The sequence below is a fragment of the Aeromonas sp. YN13HZO-058 genome, assembly GCF_001921245.1.
GTDB lineage: Bacteria > Pseudomonadota > Gammaproteobacteria > Enterobacterales > Aeromonadaceae > Aeromonas > Aeromonas allosaccharophila.
Map to the genome: position 1 here is coordinate 12,292 of NZ_MQSY01000064.1, position 18,980 is coordinate 31,271.

Genomic DNA, 18,980 nt, shown 5'->3' on the forward strand with positions numbered 1-18,980 from the left:
TACATGGCGAGGTATCGGTGTGCGCTCAGAGGCTGGCTGCGATGCGGGCGCCAAGTGCCGCGTTGTTCAGTACCAGCTGGATGTTGGCCGCCAGCGAGTTGCCGCCGGTCAGTTCGCAGACGCGGGCCAGCAGGAAGGGGGTAGAGGCCTTGCCCTTGATCCCCTGCTCGTCCGCTTCATGGAGCGCCCGGGAAATGGCTGCGTCGATGTCGGCTTTAGGCATGGCGTGTGCGGTAGGGATGGGATTGGCCACCACGGCGCCGCCCGCTAGTCCCAGCTCCCACTTGAGGCGCAGCGCCTCGGCGATGGCGGCCGGGGTATCGAGCCGGTAATCGACCTTGAAGCCGCTCTCGCGGGTATAGAAGGCCGGCAGCTCGCCCGTTTGATAGCCGATCACCGGCACGCCCTGGGTCTCCAGATACTCCAGCGTCAGCCCGATATCGAGGATCGATTTAGCACCGGCACAGACTACGGCCACCGGCGTCTGCGCCAGCTCCTGCAGGTCGGCCGATATATCGAAGGTCTCCTGTGCGCCGCGATGCACTCCGCCGATCCCGCCGGTGGCAAAAACCCGGATCCCCGCCATCGCGGCGATGATCATGGTCGAGGCGACCGTGGTGGCACCCATCCCCTTGCGCGCCAGTACGAACGGAATGTCGCGGCGGCTGCACTTGGTTACGTCGTGACCAGCCCGGCCCAGCGCTTCCAGCGCACACGCATCGAGACCCACCTTGAGGCGGCCGTTGAGGATGGCGATGGTGGCCGGGATGGCGCCGTTATCGCGCACTACCTGCTCTACCTGACGGGCCGTCTCCACGTTCTGCGGATAGGGCATGCCATGGGAGATGATGGTGGATTCGAGGGCGACGACCGGTTTGCCAGCGGCCAGCGCGGCAGCAACTTCCGGTTGGATATCGAGGTAAGCGTTCAGCATGAGTACTCCTCCAGTATGCGGTCAACGGTGGTCTTGCTCAGACCGGAAAAAACGGTATCGGAACAATTGACGGTGAGGGCGGCGCAGCCCAGGGCAAAGCGGGTGGTCTGGGCAATGTCGAGCTGTTGCAGCCAGGCGTGGGCGAGGCCGGCCATAAAGGCATCCCCGCCGCCGGTCACATTGAGCACCGGACTGCCCAGCACTGGCAGGTGGCCTTGCTGCTCGCCATCGCTGTAGAAGATCCCCTGTTCACCCAGACTGAGGAACAGTCGCTTGACCCCGGCACGGTGGAACCAGGCGGCTACCATGGGCCAGGTTTCGGGCCCGGCGATGGTCATGCCGCACAGCTGCTCTGCTTCGCTGCGATTGGGTTTGAGGGTGTGGATCTTGCCGAGCCAGGGGCGGATCTTCTCCACCTTGGCTACCGAGACGGTATCGACAAAGATGGCGTGATCCCCCTGTCGCTCGAACAGCCAGTCGAGGGTGTGGATGGCCAGATTGGTGTCGAGTACCCAGAGTCTGGCACCGCCGAGAAAGCCGCCGAGCGGGGTCAGGCGGGCTGGGGTGAGCTGCTCGATGATGGCCATGTCGTTGATGGCGCAGCTCATTTCGCCGCTGCCATCATGCAGGCTGAGATAGCAGGAGGTCGCGTGGCCATCGAGCACCAGGGTCTGGCGCACATCGACACCGGCCCGCTGGCTCACCTCCAATAGATGGTGGCCATACTGGTCGTTGCCGACCGCGGTCAGCAGCCGGGTATCGCTGCCGAGCCGCGCCAGATTCTCGGCGATATTGCGGCCGACACCGCCCGCCGAGGTGCGCACCTTGCCCGGGTTGGAGTCGCCGAGCAGCAGGTTGTCGTGGCTGGTGCCGCAAATATCCATATTGGCACCGCCGATCACCACCACGTAGGGGCCCTCACGCAGTACATAACCTCTGCCTTGCACATACCCCTGCCGGATCAGGCTGGAGATGTGGCTGGCCAGCGCGGAGCGGCTGATGCCAAGGCGATCGGCCAGCTCCTGCTGGGCAATCATGGGATCTTGACGCAGCAGGGCGAGGATCTCTTGTTCACGCTCAGTCATAGACAAACATCCATTTACAAACGTTTGTCTATTATTTCCGATAAGCGTTTGCTGGCTATCGGTTTGTACAAAATCTGTCGGGTTGCGCACAAAAAATCGACATCCGTGATGGGGTGACGAGTCGTTGAGCCTGGCGAGGTACTTTTAACGGGTCGGTGGCCCTGCAACGGCTTATAATGGCCGCCGCAAGAGGAGGAGAGATGATGAAAAAGAGTGCATTCTGCTGTGTGGGGCTGGTCAATCCCAAATCCCCGGAAAATGTCGGCTCCGTGATGCGGGCTGCGGGCTGCTACGGGGTGGACGAGGTTTACTACACCGGCAACCGCTTCGAGCTGGCGCGCCGCTTTGCCACCGATACCAAGCAGATGGTGGAGAAGATCCCGCTGCTCGGGGTGGATGACCTGATGGCGTTTATCCCCAAGGGTTGTGTGCCCGTGGTGGTCGATCTGATCGACGGCGCCACGCCGCTCCCCGACTATGTCCACCCGGAGCACGCCTTTTATATCTTCGGGCCGGAGGATGGCACCCTCGATCCCGCGCTCTACGGGGCGGTGAAAGATGTGGTCTATGTGCCTACTCAGGGCTGCATGAATCTGGCCGCTTCGGTCAATGTGATCCTCTATGATCGCCTGGCGAAGAGGATGAGGGGGACGTAATTAGCTCAGGGCTATCATTCAGGTGCCGGGCTGGCGGCGGCTTTCTGTTCCAGTTCCCTGATAAACCCTTGGTAGTAGTCATAGAGCTGATAGTGCTTATAGATGTCAGCCAGAGTCCCGCTACGGATCAACTCAACCATCCCCTTATCCCAGAGATCCATCATCCGGTTGCCTTGGGGGGTGTCGGCAAAGATGGGGTAGGTCGGGATCCAGCGCAGGAAGGCTCGATGCAGGTTGGGGGGAATGTCCTCATTCGCACAGAGCACGCCGGCAGTCAGGTAATAGCGATAGCGCTCTTTGCCGAGCAGTTGCAGAGCCATCTCATCGCTATCGATTTCATGCCACTGCATGGTGACTGCAATGTATTTGTCGAATGCCCAGCCCCGCCGCCATACCACAGATTGTCCCTGCAGGCTTTTTTCTCCCTGCCACTTGGGCTGCCATTTTTTGAGCATGAACACGGTCAGGTCATCCGCTGATGCGGGATAGCGCGGTTGTCGGACACCGGTGACCTCATCGCGGTATACCCTCATCGCCATATCGCCTCCTTGTTTGGCAATCACAGCGAGAGCACGTTTATAGGGCACGATATGGGGGGTTACCTGATAACCGTGGGGTTGGTAGATGGCGCGAACCAGATCGAGATAAATGCCTTTGCCATCTTGTTGGCAAAAGCCGGGCCAGTCATCGCAATAAACCTCAATAGAATCTGCCCGGCAATTAACCACCGTGCACAAACAACAGAGTAACAGGCAGATGCGTAACATGGTCAGCGCAGGTCTCGTTGGGGCAAAGGGAAAACGGATACCCTGCTTTATACCATGGCATTGATCGTGACAGGACGTAGAAAAAATCTCGCATCTCCATTTTGCGACAGGGTCGAGGGTTATTTTCGGTCGGGTTGTTATGATGATGAAAAGATTCAATAGTGCCCCAATCAGGAGAGGAGACTGCATTATGCCATCGATCAAAACGCTGCTCTGTCCGGTCGATTTTTCCCAAATGTCCCGTGCGGTACTCGACTATGCCGTATTCATGGCGCAGAGCCATCAGGCCCAGCTCAAGCTGATCCACGTGGTCGATCAACTGCACGGTTTTGACAGCTACAAAATCCTGCATATGACGGCAGTCGAGATCACCCACGAGATGGAGCGTCAGGCCAAAGCCCAGCTCAAAGAGCTGGTGGCGACGTTGCCGATCCCTGCCACCTTTGATATTCGCTTTGGCCGCGCCGCCGACGAGATCGTGATTCAAGCCAAGGATGATGAGGTGGAGCTGATCGTGATGGGCAGTCACGGCCGCTCCGGCATCAGCCATCTGCTGGTAGGCAGTGTCGCGGAATCCGTGGTGCGTCATGCACCCTGCCCGGTACTGGTGGTGCGCCAATAACGCGCCCCGTTTAGCGTGAAAAGCGTAACAAACAAGGCCAGCGATTGCTGGCCTTGCGTTTTCTGCTGCCGTGCCCGCTAGCCGTGGGCGTAGATGATGCTGCCCCCCTTGATGGTATCTATGATGGCTCTGGCCTGCTCCTTGGGCAGGGCCGGGCAACCCCAACTGCGGCCCAGCTTGTCATATTTGCGCAGATGGGTCGGGCTGGCATAGGTGGCGCCATGCACCACGATGGCGCGTTTTCGGGCATTGCTGTTCTTGCCGGGGCTGAGCCCGTCCAGCCGCAGGGAGTAGCCATGCTTGCCCAGATAGGTTTCTGCGGTGCGATAGACACCGAGGGAGCTTTGTCGGGAGTTGAGCTGGTTGGAAAAGCGTTCTGCGGCCAGCTCACCCGAGTTGCGGCCATGGCTGACCCAGGTGTGATAGAGCAGCTTGTGGCGTTTCATGTCGATGACAAACAGCCTGCGCTGGGTAGAGGGCTTGCTGTAATCGATGATGGTGAGAATAGATTTGCGCTTGTGGCGCACGGTTTGATAACTGTTGAGTGCTTGGCGAAAGGTCTGTTTGTCCAGCTTGCCTGCCAGACCCAGCTGGCGATAGAGGCTTTGATCCCAGCTGGCATCTGCCGTGCTGCTCCAGATGAGCGATATCAACAGCAGTGGCAACAGCAACCACCCGTGTTGCCAGTCTGTGTTCCGGTCTGCTTGTCCCATCCTTGCATCTCTCCTTTGGCATTCCCTGCAACAGAGCTGATATCGCCCTCAATCTGCTCGATAGTTATATGCAAGGCGCTGAAAAGGCGCAATAAAAAAACCGGCCGCATAGCGGCCGGAAGTAATTCAAACAGTAGACATTGGTATCACAGGGTATAACTGACTTCTAAATCCTTAGAAGTTGTACTGCAGAGCCACACCAACAACGTCGTCAGTGTTCTGGCCAAGCTTGCTGGTACCGGAAACCGCGCCGTCGTCCAGCAGGTTGACCTTGTAGTCAACGTAGGCGTTGAAGTTGTCGGTGAAGTTGTACCAGGCACCGATGGATACGTATTCGGTCAGGGTGTCATCGAAGCTGACATTGGTGTCATTCTTCACGTCAGTGCGCAGGTAAGCCAGAGATGGCTTGAACTTGCCGATGGTGTACTGGGCTACAGCTTCGTAACCATCGCTCTTCTCGGCATAGCCGTTCTTGACGAAGATGTGATCTTCACCGTGAGCATAGGTAGCAGCCAGGTAGAGGTTGCCAGATGCATATTTGGCACCGAAGCCCATCAGTTTGGCATCGCTGTCAGCACCGAAAGAGGCAAATTTAACTTGGTCTGCAGTTTTGCCAGCCTGGTTGTAGGCAGCGGACAGACCCAGGCCCATATCGAAGTCATAGGCAGCAGCTACTGCAAAGCCTTCTTTGGAACCTTTTGACCAAGAGGTCAGGGAACGATCTGCATTCTGGGCAGTGTTGTTACCAGTGAACTGGGCACCCAGGGTCAGGCCGTTCTGGTTGAACATGTACTTGGCTACGCCATTGGTGCGGCCGGTACCGAATACTTCGGTGCCTTTACCCAGGCCGTCACCGCCCCACTCGGGCAGAACGTCGGTGTAGTCGTTCACGATACCAAACAGGCCATCCTGACGACCGTAGCTGAATGCGCCGAAACGGTCGTGCTTGATGCCAGCGTAGGCATAACGCAGTTCATCATTGTCGGAACCGGAAGTCGGCAGGTTGTACTCGGCAAAACCGAATGCCTTCATCTCGGGAGCAATCTTGGTCTCGCCGCGCATGTTTACACGGAAATAGCTCTGATCGCCTTCGGCTGCGTTGTTGTCAGTGCCGTAGTAAGCGCCCTGAGCACGGCCACCGATCTCCAGCTTGGTATCGTTCTGGTTGTAAACGGTAGCAGCATGGGCGCCGCTGGCCAGCAGCAGGCTGGAGATGGCGATAGTCAGTGCAGACTTTTTCATATGCTTTATTCCTCTGATGTAAACACTTGGACCTGTACCGGTCCTTGTTGATTCGTGATCGGATTAGAGCCGATGGGGACAAGGTAGAGCCGTTTACCTTGACTGGAGCTGAATCAGCGGAGGGTTACTTGTTGATGACTTTATTGTCATTATTGGTGTGTGTGGGGGGGGGTATTTTTGTTGTTCAGAATCAAGAGATTAGTTTTTAACTGCAGACAGAAAAACGGCAGTGTTTGTATAAAACACTGCCGTTTTGAACATGATCAGAGCGGTTTTTGCCACAGGGTCAGCAGCAGATCCTGTTCCAGCTCATCTGGGCCCTGTTGAGCGAAAGCGTGACGCTGTTCACCGGTAGCGCGCCAGCCGAGGCGGCTGGTCTCCAGAATAAAGCTGCGCATGGCGTGATCCATGCTGAGGCTGAACTGACAGCGTTGTTGAGCCACCTGATTGAGGCCACCGAGGGTCGGCCAGCTGAGGGGGTGTTCCATACTCACCGGGTTGAGGCTGACCCGCAGTTGCCACTGATGGCGGGGGCCAGGCTGCAGATAGAGCAGATAGCCACCGGGGGCCAGCCACTCCGCCAGCAATTCGCTTCTTACCTTGAGATCGTTGACCAGCAGCACCTGAGCCGAGCCCGGCTGCAGCGGCGCGCGGGCGGGATCGGCAATGACAAACTGGCCGTCCGGTTGCGCTTTTTTGGCGGCAAAGATGGTGTTCTTGGCGATATCAACACCAGCAAACTGCCAGCCGGGCAGACGCTCTGCCAGCGCACGGCAGTAGTAGCCTTCACCGCACCCAAGATGGATCAGCTCTTGCGGGGCCAGCGGAGAGAGCAGGGCGGTCATGGCCTCGACCAGCGGCAGTTGGTGGCCAGCTTCCAGAAAGTGGTGCTTGGCGCGCATCAGGGCGCGGCTGTCGCTGTCTTTGGGATTCTTCTTGCCGGGGATGAGATCCAGATAACCTTCCGGTGCCGGATCGAAGTGATGCTTGTTGTCGCAATAGCGGCCTTGGGAAGCTTCATGAAGATGGAGCGGGCTGCGGCAACGGGGACATTGAAGGTGCATAGAAACTCTCTTGGCGAACGCCGAAACAGGAAGGGCGTTCGGGATTATAGGGGAGAGGATCAAAAAAGGCTGCCGTAGCAGCCTTTTTTATCCCAAGGCCTCTGTCAGGCCCGTGGACGGGTCATCAGCGAGTGCCAAATACCACAATGGTCTTGCCGTGAGCAGAGATGAGCTCCTGCTCTTCCAGCATCTTGAGGATGCGGCCCACGGTTTCACGGGAGCAGCCGACGATCTGGCCGATCTCCTGGCGGGTGATCTTGATCTGCATGCCATCCGGGTGGGTCATGGCATCCGGCTGTTTGGCCAGGTTGAGCAGGGTCTGGGCGATCCGGCCGGTCACATCCAGGAAGGCGAGGTTACCCACTTTCTGGCTGGTGTGCTGCAGGCGCTTGGCCATCTGGCCAGAGAGGCGCAGCAGAATGTCCGGGTTGACCTGGATCAGCTGGCGGAACTTCTTGTAGGAGATCTCTGCGACTTCGCAGGATCCTTTGGCGCGAACCCAGGCGGAGCGCTCGGGATTCTCGTTCTCTTCGAACATCCCCATCTCGCCCAGGAAGTCGCCCTGGTTGAGATAGGAGAGGATCATCTCTTTGCCCTCATCGTCCTTGATCAAGACGGCCACCGTGCCCTTGACGATGTAGTAGAGGGTCTCCGCTTTTTCACCCGCATGGATCAGGGTGCTCTTGGCGGGATACTTATGAATGTGGCAGTGCGACAAGAACCATTCCAGGGTGGGATCGCTTTGCGGTTTGCCAATGACCATGAGAATTCCTCTGTAGTGTCTTTTTATGGACTTGTGCGTCCGGGCAAGTTGCCAATCTTGCCATTCCTTGTATTGGTCGCAGTAGGATAAGAGCCTTTGCCTGTGCTGACAAGGCTTTGCGGGCTTTTGAAAGAGCCCTTTGAGTAATGCCTGCTGCGCCGCTGCGGCCATTCTAGGGAAGATAGCGCTCGGAGATGTTGATTTTGATCTATTTCCATCCCGACAGTCGCCTCCCCGCCGGGTCTGCGCATCGAGATATGCCGCTAGTCCGATGGCTGGGGTATGCTAGGCAGATCATACTATGGCGACAACAACTGAGGACGCGTGAGATGAAAGCCAGGGTCAGCTGGGTGGAAGGAATGAAGTTTGTGGGTGAGAGTGAATCCGGTCACAAGGTGATTCTGGATGGCGCCAACCCCGGTGAGGGCGCCAGCCCGATGGAGATGATCCTGCTGGCAGTCGGCGGCTGCAGCTCTATCGATGTGGTCTCTATCCTCGAGAAAGCGCGCCAGTCGGTGACTGCATGTCATGTCGATGTCAGTGGCGAGCGGGTTGATAGTGTGCCACGGGTCTTCGAGAGGATTAATCTGCACTTCGTGGTGACAGGCAAGGGATTGGCAGAGAAGCAGGTAGCCAGAGCGGTGGATCTGTCGATGGAAAAATATTGTTCTGTTTCCCTGATGTTGGAAAAAGCGGTACAAATTACCCATAGTTATCAAATTGTTGAAGCTTGATAACTGACGATTGTTTCGTTGAATCCCTGCCATAAGGCCATCACCTCAGGCCACGGCACAAGGTCATTACATAAGGCCACCACATAAGGAAAGTGCAATGAAAAAATTGATCGCTCTGCTTCCCCTGCTGGGTCTGGCTGCTTGCAGCAGTCCACAGCCTACCCAGTATCAATACAGCCAGTACCAGTGTGGCGAAGAGATGCTGGCCATCACCTATGATGCCCAGGCTGACATGGTGCAGTTCCCCTATGCCGGGGTTTACCACAAGCTGGGCCGCGTCGAGGCTGAGTCCGGTGCCAAATATTCAGACGGTGTGACCACCTTCTGGAATCAGGACAAGCAAGGACTGCTCACCCAGAAAGGGGTGACCCTGCTGACCTGCACCCTCAAATAAGTGGCTGCACAGGTCTGAAGGTGTGCGGCTGTGTCCCCCCAATCTGGCCAGCGCCAGCTTGGGTCAAGAGGTTGAGATCACAAAAAAACGGCTTGCCGTGAGGCAAGCCGTTTTTCTATCTATCCATTATCGCTAAACAAGCGTTAGTTGGTCGGGACGCTATGAAGCAGTTCGGCCGCGAGCTGCTGGCTGAGCGCCTGGCGCTGGCTGTCGGCAATGCTCACATCGCTGGTCAGCTGGATGATGCTGCTCCAGACCGCTTTCTGGGTTTTGCGATCGAGCAGCACGATGGCCAGCGAACCTTTGCGCTCGTTGGCCGAGGCATAGACCCCCGGCGTCATGCCGAGGCGCGCGAAAATCTCGCCGTCGCTGATATCCTTGCCGCCTGCGACGCCGATGGCGACCCACAGATCCGCCTCGTCGAGCGGTGCGCTTTGCCACCCCTTGCCATTGAGCTCCCGGCTCACCGCCTGCTGCATCGGCTCCAGCCATCCTTCCGCCAGCTCACCGGCGAATTGATACTGCTCGGCCAGGGCGTAGCGCGGGGTCGCGCCATAGGTCCAAGTGCCAAGCGGGCGAACCAGCATGGTGCCGGATTCGAGCGTGGGGGCCGCCGGCCCGCTGCTGCAACCGCCCAGCAGGGCGAGCAGAGCCACAGAGAGATAAGCAAGCCGCATCGTGAACTCCTTTGAATCAGGTTATTTTGCCGGTTTCGAGCAACTGCTGGATGAGCGGGCGCAGGATCAGCTCCATCGCAAAACCCATTTTGCCGCCCGGCACTACTATGGTGTTCATCCGCGACATGAATGAGCCATCGATCATCGACAGCAGGTAGGGGAAGTCCACCTGCTTGATACCGCGAAACCGGATCACCAGCATACTCTCGTCCAGACTCGGGATCACCTTGGCACTGAAGGGGTTGGAGGTGTCCACCGTCGGCACCCGCTGGAAGTTGATATGGGTGCGCGAGAACTGCGGGGTGATGAAGTTGATGTAGTCATCCATGGAGCGAACGATGGAGTCGGTCACCGCTTCGCGTGAATGCCCTCGCTCCGAGGTATCGCGGATCAGCTTCTGGATCCACTCCAGGTTGACGATGGGCACTACGCCTATCAGAAAATCCACGTGGCGTGCCACATTGTGATCCTCGGTGACCACGCCGCCGTGCAGCCCTTCATAAAACAGCAGATCGGTATTGTTGGGCAGATGCTGCCAGGGGGTGAAGGTGCCGGGCATCTGGTTGAAGGGCACCGCCTCGTCAAAGCTGTGCAGGTAACGGCGATACTGGCCATTGCCATCCTGGCCATAGCCCTGGAAAAAGCTCTCCAGCAGGCCGAAGTCATTGGCCTCCGGGCCAAAATAGCTGATGTGGCGCCCCTGTTCGCGCGCCTTGCGGATCGCTACATCCATTTCCGGTCGGGTGTAGCGGTGAAAACTGTCGCCTTCCACCACCGCCGCGGTATATCCCAGTTGATGGAACATGGAGCGAAAGGCGTTGGTGGAGGTGGAGGTGCCGGCACCGGACGAACCGGTAACGGCAATAATGGGGTGCTTGGCCGACATGGGATTCTCTCTTCCTTGGGAGTTCCGTTATAAGGTCAGAATTTCGGTTTGGTCAAGACGGTTCGACGAAGCGATCTTTCATCACGATATTCACCGATTCGTGCAGCTCGCTATAGACGATGACTGCCTTGCCTTGCTGTAATTGCGTTTTTACTGCGTCTACTTTGACGCCGAGCGGCACATCCTGCTCCCCGTACTCGGTTCCTTCCTGTAACACAAAGTGTTCGATCAGGTTGGTCAGGGTGTCGCTGTCCAGTTCTTGCCAGGGAATGATCATGATTGAAGTTGTCTTAGCTGCAATGTCGCTATTGTCTATCTGTGACCATCAAGCGCAAGGTATTTGTATGATTCCGGGGACGGCCTGAGATGTTTTCTGTCGGTTCTCGTCCGCACGCTGCCGATTTTGACGACCATCTCTGGAGCATTCGCCGGCAGGCATTGAGTCAGGGGATCCGCTGGTTCTGGGTGGCCAATCTGCTTGGCTGCCTGCTGCTGCTGGTCCGTTTTTACGTTTACCAGCATGCCGAGCTGATCATGGATAACCGGTTGCCCTGGCGTTACGAGTGGCAACTGTGGGCCATGATGGCTGGCAATATTCTCTACCCACTGTTGCGCTGGTGGTTACTGTGCAAGCCCGGTCGAGAGTGGTTGCGCGTACTGCAGGGCTATGCGCTGTTTTGGGGCTCCTGTTGGGCGCTGGTGGGTTATGCCACCGCCGTCACCGAGATGAAGGGCGGCTTCAGTCTCGCCTTCATGTCCCTCAGCCTGCTGCTGATGACCTCCCTGATCGCCCTCTATTGCGAAAAGAGCCTCTGTTACTGCTTTATGGCGCCCCCCTGGCTCTATCTGCTGAGCGCCCCTCTGACGGTAGAGGTTCCCTTTATGCTCATGCATTTATTGCTGGTGATCGGGTTGGCACTGTTGCTGGAGACGGGACGGCGCATGCTCTATGGGTGGTTTGTGCTGGCGGTGGCCAGAGAGTACGAAAATCTGGCGCTGGCGTGCCGGCTGGATGGTCAGGCCAAGCAGGATCCGCTGACCGGGTTGGCCAATCGCCGCTACTTCAATCAGGTGGGGGAGCTGGCGATCAAACAGGCGATGCTGCAGGATCACTCCTTTGCGGTGATCCTGCTCGATGTGGATTTTTTCAAGAAGCTGAACGATTGCTATGGCCATCAACGGGGCGACGAGGTGCTGGTGAGCGTTGCCGGATGCTTGCGTGAGGTGGTGCGTAATCAGGGTGATCTGGTGGCCCGTTACGGCGGTGAGGAGTTTGTGCTGTTATTGCCCAAGGCTACGCTGGCTATCGCCGAGACGGTGGCCCAGCGTGTGGCGGCGGCATTGGCGCGTCAGGCGTTGCCCCACGCCGAGTCCAGCGTGGCAGCCCATGTCACCGTGAGTCAGGGGATCGCCTTGTGGAAAAGCGGTGAATCTCTCGACCGGGTCATCGCCCGTGCCGATGAGGCGCTCTATCGGGCTAAGGCCGAAGGGCGCAACTGCTATCGTATTGCCCCTGCAGACACTCATCCAGCCAGCGACTGATCCGTTCGTCCAGCCAGAACCTTGGCCGCCAGGGTGTGCCGTGCAAAAAGCCGACATGGCCGCCGCGCTGGCTCAGCTCATAGCGTACCTTGGGCGAGAGCTGCTCCGGCCGGGGGATGACGGCGTGTGACATAAAGGGATCGTCGGCGGCGTGAATGACCAGGGTCGGGATCGGGATCTGGCGCAGCAGCGGCAGACCGGAGCAGCTCTGGTAGTAGTGGCTGGCGCTGTGAAAGCCGTGCAAGGGTGCGGTGACTTGCTCGTCAAAATCACGCAGGGTGGCAATCTGCTCCACTTGTCTGGGTTGCCAGCGTTCACTCGCTTGCTGCTGGTGGCTGATCTTGCTGAGCAGGTTGCGGCGCATGGTGCGCAGCAGATAGTTCTGATAGACCTTCGAGAAACCCTGATTGACCCGCTCGGCGCAGCTCGCCAGTTGCAGCGGAGCAGAGACCACCACCGCAGCTTTCAGTGCCGCAGGACAGGCGCGGGCCAGCAGATTGACCAGCATATTGCCGCCGAGCGAAAAGCCGATGGCGATCAGTGGCTTGCCCGGGAAGCGCAGGCTCAGCGCGGCAATCACCTCCTGCGCATCACCGATGGCGCCGGAGTGATAGGCCTGCAGATGGCGATTGGGCTCGCCGCTGCAACCGCGAAAGTGCATCAGCACCGCCTCCCGGCCCTCTCGTTGCAGATGGGCGAACAATCCCTTGGCATAGTGGGAGTGAATGCTCCCCTCCAGCCCGTGAAACACCACTATCAGTGGCCGCTCGTCAAGGCTCACTTCCCCGCTCCAGGCGAGATCGACAAAGTCCCCATCCTGCAGTTCAAACCGCTCCGCCACAAAGCGGGCAGGGGTGCGGCGCAGCCATTTGGGCAATATGGTCTGCAGATGAGGATTGCGGGCCCACCAGGGGGCGTGGAAGTGGCTCTCGGTCAGCATGGGGTCAGTCGGTCTGGGTCGAAGATAAGGAGGGCGGGATGTGTGCACCTCCCGCCAGTCATTGGCTTATTGTTGCAAATGATCGTGATGCTCGGCACCGCGCAGCATGGCCTGGATCAGCTCGTTGGCCTCGAACTTGGTCAGCGCCTCGTGGGCACCCACCTGATGGGCCCGCTCCACGCTGATCTCGCTGGAGAGCGAAGTGTGCAGGATGATATAGGCCCCTGCCAGCTTGCTGTCGCTCTGCACCTCGAAGGCCAGCTCGTAGCCATCAAGCCCCGGCATCTCGATATCGCTCACCAGAATGTCGATGGGGGTCTTCTGGCTCGCCCGCTCCTGCATCAGGGTCAATGCATCCTTGCCGTTGGAGCGGACTTCATAGGGGATATTGATGTAGTCCAGCGCCGCCATCAGCTGACGGCGGGCGACCGAAGAGTCATCGACCAGCAGGATCCGCATCGGCTTGATCCGTTCGCGCTGCACATCGGTCAGTACCGGATAGAGGTGGCTCGGGTCATCCGGATAGACCCGGGAGAGGATCAGCTCCACATCCAGCAACTGGATCAACTGGTCATTGACCCGGGTCACACCGGTGACGAACACATTTTGGCCGAGGGCGGCGGGCGGTGACTCGATATCGCGCCAGTTGCACTCGGTGATCTTGTCGATGCCCCGCACCAGAAAGCCCACCAACGTGCGGCGGCAGTCGGTGATGATGATGAAGCAGTGGGGCATCTCCTCCTTGCTGATCGGGCGATAACCCACCGCCATCGCCATGTCGATCACTGGAATGGTGGAGCCACGCATATTGGCGGCCCCCAGCACGGTCGGATGCGAGTGGGGCATTGCGGTCAGCTGGGTGTAGGGCACTATCTCCTTCACCTTGAGGGTACCGATGGCAAAGGATTGTTTGGCTGAAAGGTGAAACAGCAACATGCCCTGGGATTGATTGGCTTTGCTCGTCATGGCAGATGTCCTGTTGGTCGAAACGTTGGCAGTCACTTCAGGCCTCTAGCATAAAGGATTACGGGGGGAATGGCCCTCCCTTGTTAGCGACCATCTGGCAAAAAACTGGACTCGTTTCACCGACTTTCTTGGCGTTATCACGCTGACAATCGGCTACTGGCCATCATCCCCGCTAACGCCCCACTGCTGACAGGCAGCTTGCAGCGCGGCCTCATTGGCATAGCCCAGCTTGCTGGCCACCTGGGCTGGCTTGCTGCCGCCCTTCAGCAGTCTGAGCGCCTGCAGCAGTTGCCACTGCTGTTGCAGAGCAAGGCCTTCTACAGGCGCATCGGCCTGTTGTGCCCACTGTTGCAGAGACTCTGGCTGGCCACTGGCCAGGGCTTGCCAGCGAGTTTGCAGATCATGGTATCCCTGCTGGCTGATGGCGCACTGTTGCAACTCATCCAGGATCACCTGCAGTCGCTGACCATAGGCCCCTTGCCACTCTTTTGGTCGCTGCCACCGGGCCTGCGAATCGAGCAGGGCATCGAGCAGCGGCGTGGCCTGTAGCCAGCCGGCCTGCTGCGGTTGATCAAGGCGCAGGGAGACATTCAGCTGATCGTAATCGCAACCGCTGAGCGGGCTGAAAGCGGCGAGGGCATCGGCGCAGAGCCAGAAGCTGCTGCCTGCGGGCAATAACAGCTCATGCTGGCCCAGTCTTAGCAGCGCGGCGCCCCGGGTGATCCGCAACAGCTGCCCGACCGGGGTCCGTTTGCGGTTGCCGGCGTGCAGGCCCTGGCAGGAAAAATGGTGATACTCGATGGCGTGATGCATGTAAAAACCCTGATATGATGCTGCCTGGAGGTAACAAATATGGAAACCAGACGTAAAAAACGCTTCATTGCCGGTGCAGTCTGCCCGGCGTGCGGCAAGTTGGACAACATGATGCTGTATCTGGAGCATGGAGTCGAGAAGGTGACCTGCGTCGCCTGTGGCGACACCCAGGTACAAACGCCGGCCGAAGTCGACAAGCAGACGCGCGAGGCGGAAGAGGTGATCGGGGTGTTTCGTCCCTGATGAGTCAATGGTTGGTGCGATGCGGGTCTCCCCGCTGACGCTGTTGCCGTTTTTTTCGTCACCCGGTGGCGCGGCACGGCATATGCGCGGCCCGCTTTTTAGGGTATTCTGAGCCCGTTTTTTTCTATCCGCAGGATCCTGACATGAAAGTAGCTCCTCTGAGCGTGGTTACGCTGGAATACACAGTCACCGACGAGCACGGTGAAGTCATCGACAGCACTGTCGGCAAAGAGCCGCTGGTCTATCTGCACGGCACCCGTTACCTGGTCTCTGGCCTGGAAGCCGAGCTGGAAGGTCGCGCGGTAGGTGAAGCCTTCGAAGTGACTCTGGCACCGAGCCAGGCCTACGGCGAATATGACGAGACGCTGGTACAAGAAGTACCGGGCGAGCTGTTCGACGGCATGGAAGTCTCCGAAGGGGATACTTTTGTGGCTGAGACCGACGATGGCCACCGTCCGGTGACCGTGGTTGAAGTGTCCGAAGAGTTCGTCAAGGTGGATGGCAACCATCCGCTGGCTGGTGTGACCCTGGGCTTCAAGGTCGAGATCAAGGACGTGCGCGCTGCCACTGCCGAAGAGCTGGCCCACGGCCACGTTCACGGTGCCGGTGGTTGCGGTCACGATCACGGTCATGACCACGATCACGGCGGCTGCTGTGGCGGTCATGGTCACGACCATGATGACGATCACGACCAGGGCGGTTGCTGTGGTGGTGCTGGCCACGGTCACGATCATGGCCACGACCACGGTGACGACCATGCTGATGGTCAGGGTAAAGGCGGCTGCTGCGGTGGCGGCGGTTGTGGTGGCAAAGGCCATCACCACTGATCACTGCCATGCCGATGATAAAAAATCTGCCATAGGAGTCATACCGAGCAATTAATGCTCATTAATTGCTCCTCCTTGGATGATGAAATCCGAAGCCGGTTGTTCTGGCTTCGGATTTTTTATGTCTGTCAAATAGGCTCGCGGCTTTTCCCAAGCTAACAGGGCAGCTGCTCAACATTATTCCCTCTCGGTTCCGCGATGTGTTTTTGGCTCTATGTGCAAACGTCATCTGTAAACGGGTTACCAAATCGGTGTCATCATCAGCACAATATGACCATGTTACTTCACGCCCCAACAGTTATGACGAGCCAGCGCCAGCCTCTATTTGGTCGCTTTGTGCCCTATAAAAAAATAGCCAGTCAGACTTAACTGACTGGCTATTGCCTAGTGATTCACTGATTGGCGCTAAGCCTTACAGCTGCTCGATACCGACGATATGCCAGGGGGCATTGTTCTTGGCCAGATCGCGCTCGAGGTGCCACACCTCTTTGATGTCTTCCTCAACCTGCTCCTGACGGTCCATATAGCGGCCGCTGAAGCGTACGCTCACCTGAGCCCAGTCGCTGCCGTAGTCGGCGCGTACCAGCTGGGTGTCGACGTACATCACTTCGGTGTGCTGGTCGCCAGTCAGTTCGGCGCGCTCGGCTTTGAGCTGTTCGAACAGCTCCGGGCTGACGTATTCGCGCACTTTTTCCAGATCGTTCTTGTTCCACGCTTCTTGCAGGGTGCGATAGTGATCGCGGGCTCCGGCCAGGAAGCTGTTCATGTCAAAGCCCGGCGGCAGGCGGAACGGCACGTCGCTGTCGGCAAAGCCGGTGGCTTGCGGTGCGCTGTTGCTCTGCTCGAACTGCTGCGGGGCAGCGGATTGCGGTGGCTGATAGCCCGCATAGGCCGCCTGTTGTGGCTGTGGCGTCGCGACCTTGCCCCGGCGCATGGCACGGAACAGGAAGACGGCACCCAGTGCCAGCAGGGCGATCAGCAGGAAGTCCATTCCTTGCAGACCTTCAAAGGCACCGCTGCCCAGCAGGTAGGCAAACAGGCCACCGGCCAGCAGGCCGCCCAACAGGCCACCCATCATGCCGCTCTTTTTCGGCGCAGTCTGGGCACCCAGTGCCGGGTTCTTGGTGTCGACCGGTTTGGCCGCAGGCTGGGCCGGCGCAGTTTTGTAACTTTTACCAAAGGATTTGCCGCCGCCAAATTTCTTGGCTTCGGCGTGAGGTGCCCCCAGGCCAATGGCCAGGATCACGGCAAACAGGGTCAGCATCTTTTTCATTTTGACTCTTTTCACTCTCGTCTGTGGGTGGGGCATGCTCCGCTTTGGCAAGCTCAGCAAGGCGCATGGCAGGCTGCCTGTCCCTAAATGTGTCGCAGCTTGTATTCATCAATATCACTGTTGGCATGAATTATTCATGAACGAGTTGTCTGGTCATCAGGCGTCAAGAGCAGGAGTACACAGCATGAAAAGCAGGCGATTGAGTCGCAAGGAGCGCAAAATGCGTAGCAAAATCAAAAGCAACAAGAGTGAGCCGACCCTGGTCTGGCCCTTTATGATGGTATGAGCCGCCAGATAGGGCTCGCCGTAGTTGGCTTTCTTTTGTAAAATTCCCGTCCCCTTCCCGCTGCGGTTTTTATGTGTATGGCAGAGCAAGTGACGGCGAAAAAAGACGCCAAGACACAACAGCTGAAAGTTCCTCCCCACTCTTTTGAGGCCGAACAGTCCGTACTGGGCGGCCTGATGCTGGATAACGATGCCTGGGATCGGGTTGCCGAGCGGGTGATCGATCAGGATTTCTACAGCCGCCCGCACCGGCTGATCTTCCAGGCCATGACCCGCCTCTCCAACGCGGGCAACCCCATCGACCTCATCACCCTGCAGGAGGAGCTGGAACGCTCCGAGCAGTTGGAGGAGTCCGGTGGCTTCGCCTATCTGGTGGAGATCGCCAAGAACACCCCGAGTGCTGCCAACATCAACGCCTACGCCGAGATCGTGCGTGAGCGGGCGGTGGTACGGGAAATGATCTCGGTCGCCAACGAGATAGTCGAAGCGGGCTACGAGCCACAGGGCCGTACCTCCGGCGATCTGCTCGATCTGGCCGAGAGCAAGGTATTCAAGATTGCCGAGCAGCGCAGCAGCGCCAATGAGGGGCCCCAGCCCCTCAAGCTGATCCTCGAGCAGACCGTCGACAAGATTGAAGAGCTGTTCAAGACCCCGCACAACGGGGTGACCGGGGTGTCGAGCGGTTATGGCGATCTCGACAAGATGACCGCCGGTTTGCAGCGTTCGGACTTGATCATCGTGGCGGCCCGTCCCTCCATGGGCAAGACCACCTTTGCCATGAACCTCTGTGAACATGCCGCTCTGACCGCCGACAAGCCGGTGCTTATCTTCTCGCTGGAGATGCCCTCCGAGCAGATCATCATGCGTATGCTCGCCTCGGTCGGTCGTATCGACCAGACCAAGGTGCGTACCGGTCAGCTCGACGACGAGGATTGGGCCCGTCTCTCCTCCACCATGGGATTGCTGCTCGAGAAGGGCAAGATGTACATCGATGACGCCTCCGGCCTCACCCCGACCGACGTGCGTTCTCGCGCCCGCCGCATCGCCCGTGAGCACGGTGGCCTCTCGATGATCATGATCGACTACCTGCAGTTGATGCGGGTGCCAGCACTCTCTGACAACCGTACCCTGGAGATCGGTGAAATTTCCCGCTCCCTCAAGGCGCTGGCGAAAGAGCTGCAGTGCCCGGTGGTGGCGCTCTCCCAGTTGAACCGAAGCCTGGAACAGCGGGCCGACAAGCGTCCGGTCAACTCGGATCTTCGTGAATCGGGCTCCATCGAACAGGACGCGGACTTGATCATGTTTATCTATCGTGATGAGGTTTATCACGATGACAGCCCGGACAAGGGGATTGCCGAGATCATCATCGGCAAACAGCGTAACGGGCCGATAGGAAGAGTGCGCCTCACTTTCCAGGGTCAGTTCTCCCGGTTCGACAACTATGCCGGTCCGGCGTTTGATGACGACTATTGATGTAAACCCAGGGTGATGGGGGATTAGCCATCACCACAACTGCCCTGACCGATAGCCCAAGCAGACAGCGGCCAACCGTCA

At 58.4% G+C, this 18,980-nt stretch carries 22 protein-coding genes; 8 read left to right on the plus strand and 14 right to left on the minus strand.

What is annotated here, in order from left to right:
- Positions 1–25 precede the first annotated feature (25 nt).
- Positions 26–934, minus strand: a complete 909-nt coding sequence (locus BSP75_RS17305) for a pseudouridine-5'-phosphate glycosidase (protein WP_075114021.1) — start codon at positions 932–934, stop codon at positions 26–28.
- A complete protein-coding gene (locus BSP75_RS17310) occupies positions 928–2,019 on the minus strand; it encodes a PfkB family carbohydrate kinase (RefSeq protein ID WP_075114022.1) in 1,092 nt (363 codons plus the stop codon). The genes BSP75_RS17305 and BSP75_RS17310 overlap by 7 nt, the downstream gene beginning before the upstream one ends.
- A 203-nt stretch (positions 2,020–2,222) precedes the next feature.
- Here BSP75_RS17310 and BSP75_RS17315 point away from each other — a divergent pair, with 203 nt between their 5' ends.
- A complete protein-coding gene (locus BSP75_RS17315; RefSeq protein WP_075114086.1) occupies positions 2,223–2,675 on the plus strand; it encodes an RNA methyltransferase in 453 nt (150 codons plus the stop codon).
- A gap of 14 nt (positions 2,676–2,689) precedes the next feature.
- Here BSP75_RS17315 and BSP75_RS17320 read toward each other — a convergent pair whose 3' ends face one another.
- Positions 2,690–3,442, minus strand: a complete 753-nt coding sequence (locus BSP75_RS17320; RefSeq protein WP_075114023.1) for a hypothetical protein — start codon at positions 3,440–3,442, stop codon at positions 2,690–2,692.
- A 190-nt stretch (positions 3,443–3,632) separates the two neighbouring features.
- On the opposite strand from BSP75_RS17320, the gene BSP75_RS17325 reads away from it, so the two are divergent.
- Positions 3,633–4,064 (plus strand): universal stress protein, encoded by a 432-nt coding sequence (locus tag BSP75_RS17325; protein ID WP_042060878.1) that lies wholly within the window; start codon positions 3,633–3,635, stop codon positions 4,062–4,064.
- A 77-nt stretch (positions 4,065–4,141) separates the two neighbouring features.
- Here the strand turns inward: BSP75_RS17325 and BSP75_RS17330 are convergent, their stop codons facing one another.
- From BSP75_RS17330 to crp, 4 genes are all read right to left on the minus strand, one after another.
- Positions 4,142–4,777 carry a murein L,D-transpeptidase catalytic domain family protein gene (locus tag BSP75_RS17330; RefSeq protein ID WP_075114024.1) on the minus strand — a complete coding sequence of 212 codons (636 nt, stop codon included), beginning with the start codon at positions 4,775–4,777 and terminating at the stop codon, positions 4,142–4,144.
- 174 nt (positions 4,778–4,951) lie between these two features.
- Positions 4,952–6,019 (minus strand): porin, encoded by a 1,068-nt coding sequence (locus tag BSP75_RS17335; protein WP_075114025.1) that lies wholly within the window; start codon positions 6,017–6,019, stop codon positions 4,952–4,954.
- Between the two features lie 263 nt (positions 6,020–6,282).
- On the minus strand, positions 6,283–7,083 hold the full coding sequence (locus tag BSP75_RS17340) for a putative RNA methyltransferase (protein ID WP_075114026.1): 801 nt from the start codon (positions 7,081–7,083) through the stop codon (positions 6,283–6,285).
- 124 nt (positions 7,084–7,207) lie between these two features.
- The gene (gene crp / locus BSP75_RS17345; protein WP_033135974.1) at positions 7,208–7,846 is read right to left on the minus strand and encodes a cAMP-activated global transcriptional regulator CRP; all 639 of its coding nucleotides are present in this window, start codon (positions 7,844–7,846) and stop codon (positions 7,208–7,210) included.
- Between the two features lie 329 nt (positions 7,847–8,175).
- Between crp and BSP75_RS17350 the strand changes: the two genes are divergently transcribed.
- Together BSP75_RS17350 and BSP75_RS17355 are read left to right on the plus strand one after the other, a co-directional pair.
- Entirely contained in the window at positions 8,176–8,580 is a 405-nt protein-coding gene (locus BSP75_RS17350) for an OsmC family protein (RefSeq protein WP_075114087.1), read from the plus strand.
- 97 nt (positions 8,581–8,677) lie between these two features.
- Entirely contained in the window at positions 8,678–8,974 is a 297-nt protein-coding gene (locus BSP75_RS17355) for an MliC family protein (protein WP_042060888.1), read from the plus strand.
- A 143-nt stretch (positions 8,975–9,117) separates the two neighbouring features.
- Here the strand turns inward: BSP75_RS17355 and BSP75_RS17360 are convergent, their stop codons facing one another.
- Genes BSP75_RS17360 through BSP75_RS17370 form a run of 3 tightly spaced genes read right to left on the minus strand, consistent with a single transcriptional unit; the run spans position 9,118 to position 10,814 of the window.
- Positions 9,118–9,651: a DUF4136 domain-containing protein gene (locus tag BSP75_RS17360; RefSeq protein ID WP_042060890.1), complete on the minus strand. Its 534-nt coding sequence runs from the start codon at positions 9,649–9,651 to the stop codon at positions 9,118–9,120.
- 16 nt (positions 9,652–9,667) lie between these two features.
- Entirely contained in the window at positions 9,668–10,537 is an 870-nt protein-coding gene (locus BSP75_RS17365; RefSeq protein WP_075114027.1) for a phosphoribulokinase, read from the minus strand.
- Positions 10,538–10,589: 52 nt separating this feature from the next.
- The gene (locus BSP75_RS17370) at positions 10,590–10,814 is read right to left on the minus strand and encodes a YheU family protein (protein ID WP_075114028.1); all 225 of its coding nucleotides are present in this window, start codon (positions 10,812–10,814) and stop codon (positions 10,590–10,592) included.
- Between the two features lie 89 nt (positions 10,815–10,903).
- On the opposite strand from BSP75_RS17370, the gene BSP75_RS17375 reads away from it, so the two are divergent.
- Positions 10,904–12,079, plus strand: coding sequence for a membrane-associated sensor domain-containing protein (locus BSP75_RS17375; RefSeq protein WP_075114029.1), 1,176 nt, complete (start codon positions 10,904–10,906; stop codon positions 12,077–12,079).
- Here the strand turns inward: BSP75_RS17375 and BSP75_RS17380 are convergent.
- From BSP75_RS17380 to BSP75_RS17390, 3 genes are all read right to left on the minus strand, one after another.
- Entirely contained in the window at positions 12,015–13,019 is a 1,005-nt protein-coding gene (locus BSP75_RS17380) for a hydrolase (protein ID WP_075114030.1), read from the minus strand. The two genes, BSP75_RS17375 and BSP75_RS17380, sit on opposite strands and share 65 nt — an antisense overlap.
- A 66-nt stretch (positions 13,020–13,085) precedes the next feature.
- Positions 13,086–13,985: a chemotaxis protein gene (locus BSP75_RS17385; protein ID WP_042658491.1), complete on the minus strand. Its 900-nt coding sequence runs from the start codon at positions 13,983–13,985 to the stop codon at positions 13,086–13,088.
- Positions 13,986–14,138: 153 nt separating this feature from the next.
- Positions 14,139–14,798 (minus strand): hypothetical protein, encoded by a 660-nt coding sequence (locus tag BSP75_RS17390; RefSeq protein WP_075114031.1) that lies wholly within the window; start codon positions 14,796–14,798, stop codon positions 14,139–14,141.
- Positions 14,799–14,837: 39 nt separating this feature from the next.
- Here BSP75_RS17390 and BSP75_RS17395 point away from each other — a divergent pair, with 39 nt between their 5' ends.
- Positions 14,838–15,041: a YheV family putative zinc ribbon protein gene (locus BSP75_RS17395; RefSeq protein WP_005335287.1), complete on the plus strand. Its 204-nt coding sequence runs from the start codon at positions 14,838–14,840 to the stop codon at positions 15,039–15,041.
- Between the two features lie 143 nt (positions 15,042–15,184).
- Positions 15,185–15,868 (plus strand): peptidylprolyl isomerase, encoded by a 684-nt coding sequence (gene slyD / locus BSP75_RS17400; protein WP_058052998.1) that lies wholly within the window; start codon positions 15,185–15,187, stop codon positions 15,866–15,868.
- A gap of 412 nt (positions 15,869–16,280) precedes the next feature.
- Here the strand turns inward: slyD and BSP75_RS17405 are convergent, their stop codons facing one another.
- Positions 16,281–17,141: a Tim44-like domain-containing protein gene (locus BSP75_RS17405; protein WP_058053005.1), complete on the minus strand. Its 861-nt coding sequence runs from the start codon at positions 17,139–17,141 to the stop codon at positions 16,281–16,283.
- A gap of 363 nt (positions 17,142–17,504) precedes the next feature.
- Here BSP75_RS17405 and dnaB point away from each other — a divergent pair, with 363 nt between their 5' ends.
- Complete coding sequence (dnaB, locus tag BSP75_RS17410) at positions 17,505–18,899, plus strand: replicative DNA helicase (protein WP_033136212.1); 1,395 nt, start codon at positions 17,505–17,507, stop codon at positions 18,897–18,899.
- Positions 18,900–18,980: the final 81 nt, after the last annotated feature.

Bases quoted from the DNA above. Each gene is read 5' to 3' on its own strand.
- BSP75_RS17305 (WP_075114021.1), bottom strand. From the start codon at position 934: ATGCTGAACGCTTACCTCGATATCCAACCGGAAGTTGCTGCCGCGCTG.
- BSP75_RS17310 (WP_075114022.1), bottom strand. From the start codon at position 2,019: ATGACTGAGCGTGAACAAGAGATCCTCGCCCTGCTGCGTCAAGATCCC.
- BSP75_RS17315 (WP_075114086.1), top strand. From the start codon at position 2,223: ATGAAAAAGAGTGCATTCTGCTGTGTGGGGCTGGTCAATCCCAAATCC.
- BSP75_RS17320 (WP_075114023.1), bottom strand. From the start codon at position 3,442: ATGTTACGCATCTGCCTGTTACTCTGTTGTTTGTGCACGGTGGTTAAT.
- BSP75_RS17325 (WP_042060878.1), top strand. From the start codon at position 3,633: ATGCCATCGATCAAAACGCTGCTCTGTCCGGTCGATTTTTCCCAAATG.
- BSP75_RS17330 (WP_075114024.1), bottom strand. From the start codon at position 4,777: ATGGGACAAGCAGACCGGAACACAGACTGGCAACACGGGTGGTTGCTG.
- BSP75_RS17335 (WP_075114025.1), bottom strand. From the start codon at position 6,019: ATGAAAAAGTCTGCACTGACTATCGCCATCTCCAGCCTGCTGCTGGCC.
- BSP75_RS17340 (WP_075114026.1), bottom strand. From the start codon at position 7,083: ATGCACCTTCAATGTCCCCGTTGCCGCAGCCCGCTCCATCTTCATGAA.
- crp (WP_033135974.1), bottom strand. From the start codon at position 7,846: ATGGTCATTGGCAAACCGCAAAGCGATCCCACCCTGGAATGGTTCTTG.
- BSP75_RS17350 (WP_075114087.1), top strand. From the start codon at position 8,176: ATGAAAGCCAGGGTCAGCTGGGTGGAAGGAATGAAGTTTGTGGGTGAG.
- BSP75_RS17355 (WP_042060888.1), top strand. From the start codon at position 8,678: ATGAAAAAATTGATCGCTCTGCTTCCCCTGCTGGGTCTGGCTGCTTGC.
- BSP75_RS17360 (WP_042060890.1), bottom strand. From the start codon at position 9,651: ATGCGGCTTGCTTATCTCTCTGTGGCTCTGCTCGCCCTGCTGGGCGGT.
- BSP75_RS17365 (WP_075114027.1), bottom strand. From the start codon at position 10,537: ATGTCGGCCAAGCACCCCATTATTGCCGTTACCGGTTCGTCCGGTGCC.
- BSP75_RS17370 (WP_075114028.1), bottom strand. From the start codon at position 10,814: ATGATCATTCCCTGGCAAGAACTGGACAGCGACACCCTGACCAACCTG.
- BSP75_RS17375 (WP_075114029.1), top strand. From the start codon at position 10,904: ATGTTTTCTGTCGGTTCTCGTCCGCACGCTGCCGATTTTGACGACCAT.
- BSP75_RS17380 (WP_075114030.1), bottom strand. From the start codon at position 13,019: ATGCTGACCGAGAGCCACTTCCACGCCCCCTGGTGGGCCCGCAATCCT.
- BSP75_RS17385 (WP_042658491.1), bottom strand. From the start codon at position 13,985: ATGACGAGCAAAGCCAATCAATCCCAGGGCATGTTGCTGTTTCACCTT.
- BSP75_RS17390 (WP_075114031.1), bottom strand. From the start codon at position 14,798: ATGCATCACGCCATCGAGTATCACCATTTTTCCTGCCAGGGCCTGCAC.
- BSP75_RS17395 (WP_005335287.1), top strand. From the start codon at position 14,838: ATGGAAACCAGACGTAAAAAACGCTTCATTGCCGGTGCAGTCTGCCCG.
- slyD (WP_058052998.1), top strand. From the start codon at position 15,185: ATGAAAGTAGCTCCTCTGAGCGTGGTTACGCTGGAATACACAGTCACC.
- BSP75_RS17405 (WP_058053005.1), bottom strand. From the start codon at position 17,141: ATGAAAAAGATGCTGACCCTGTTTGCCGTGATCCTGGCCATTGGCCTG.
- dnaB (WP_033136212.1), top strand. From the start codon at position 17,505: ATGGCAGAGCAAGTGACGGCGAAAAAAGACGCCAAGACACAACAGCTG.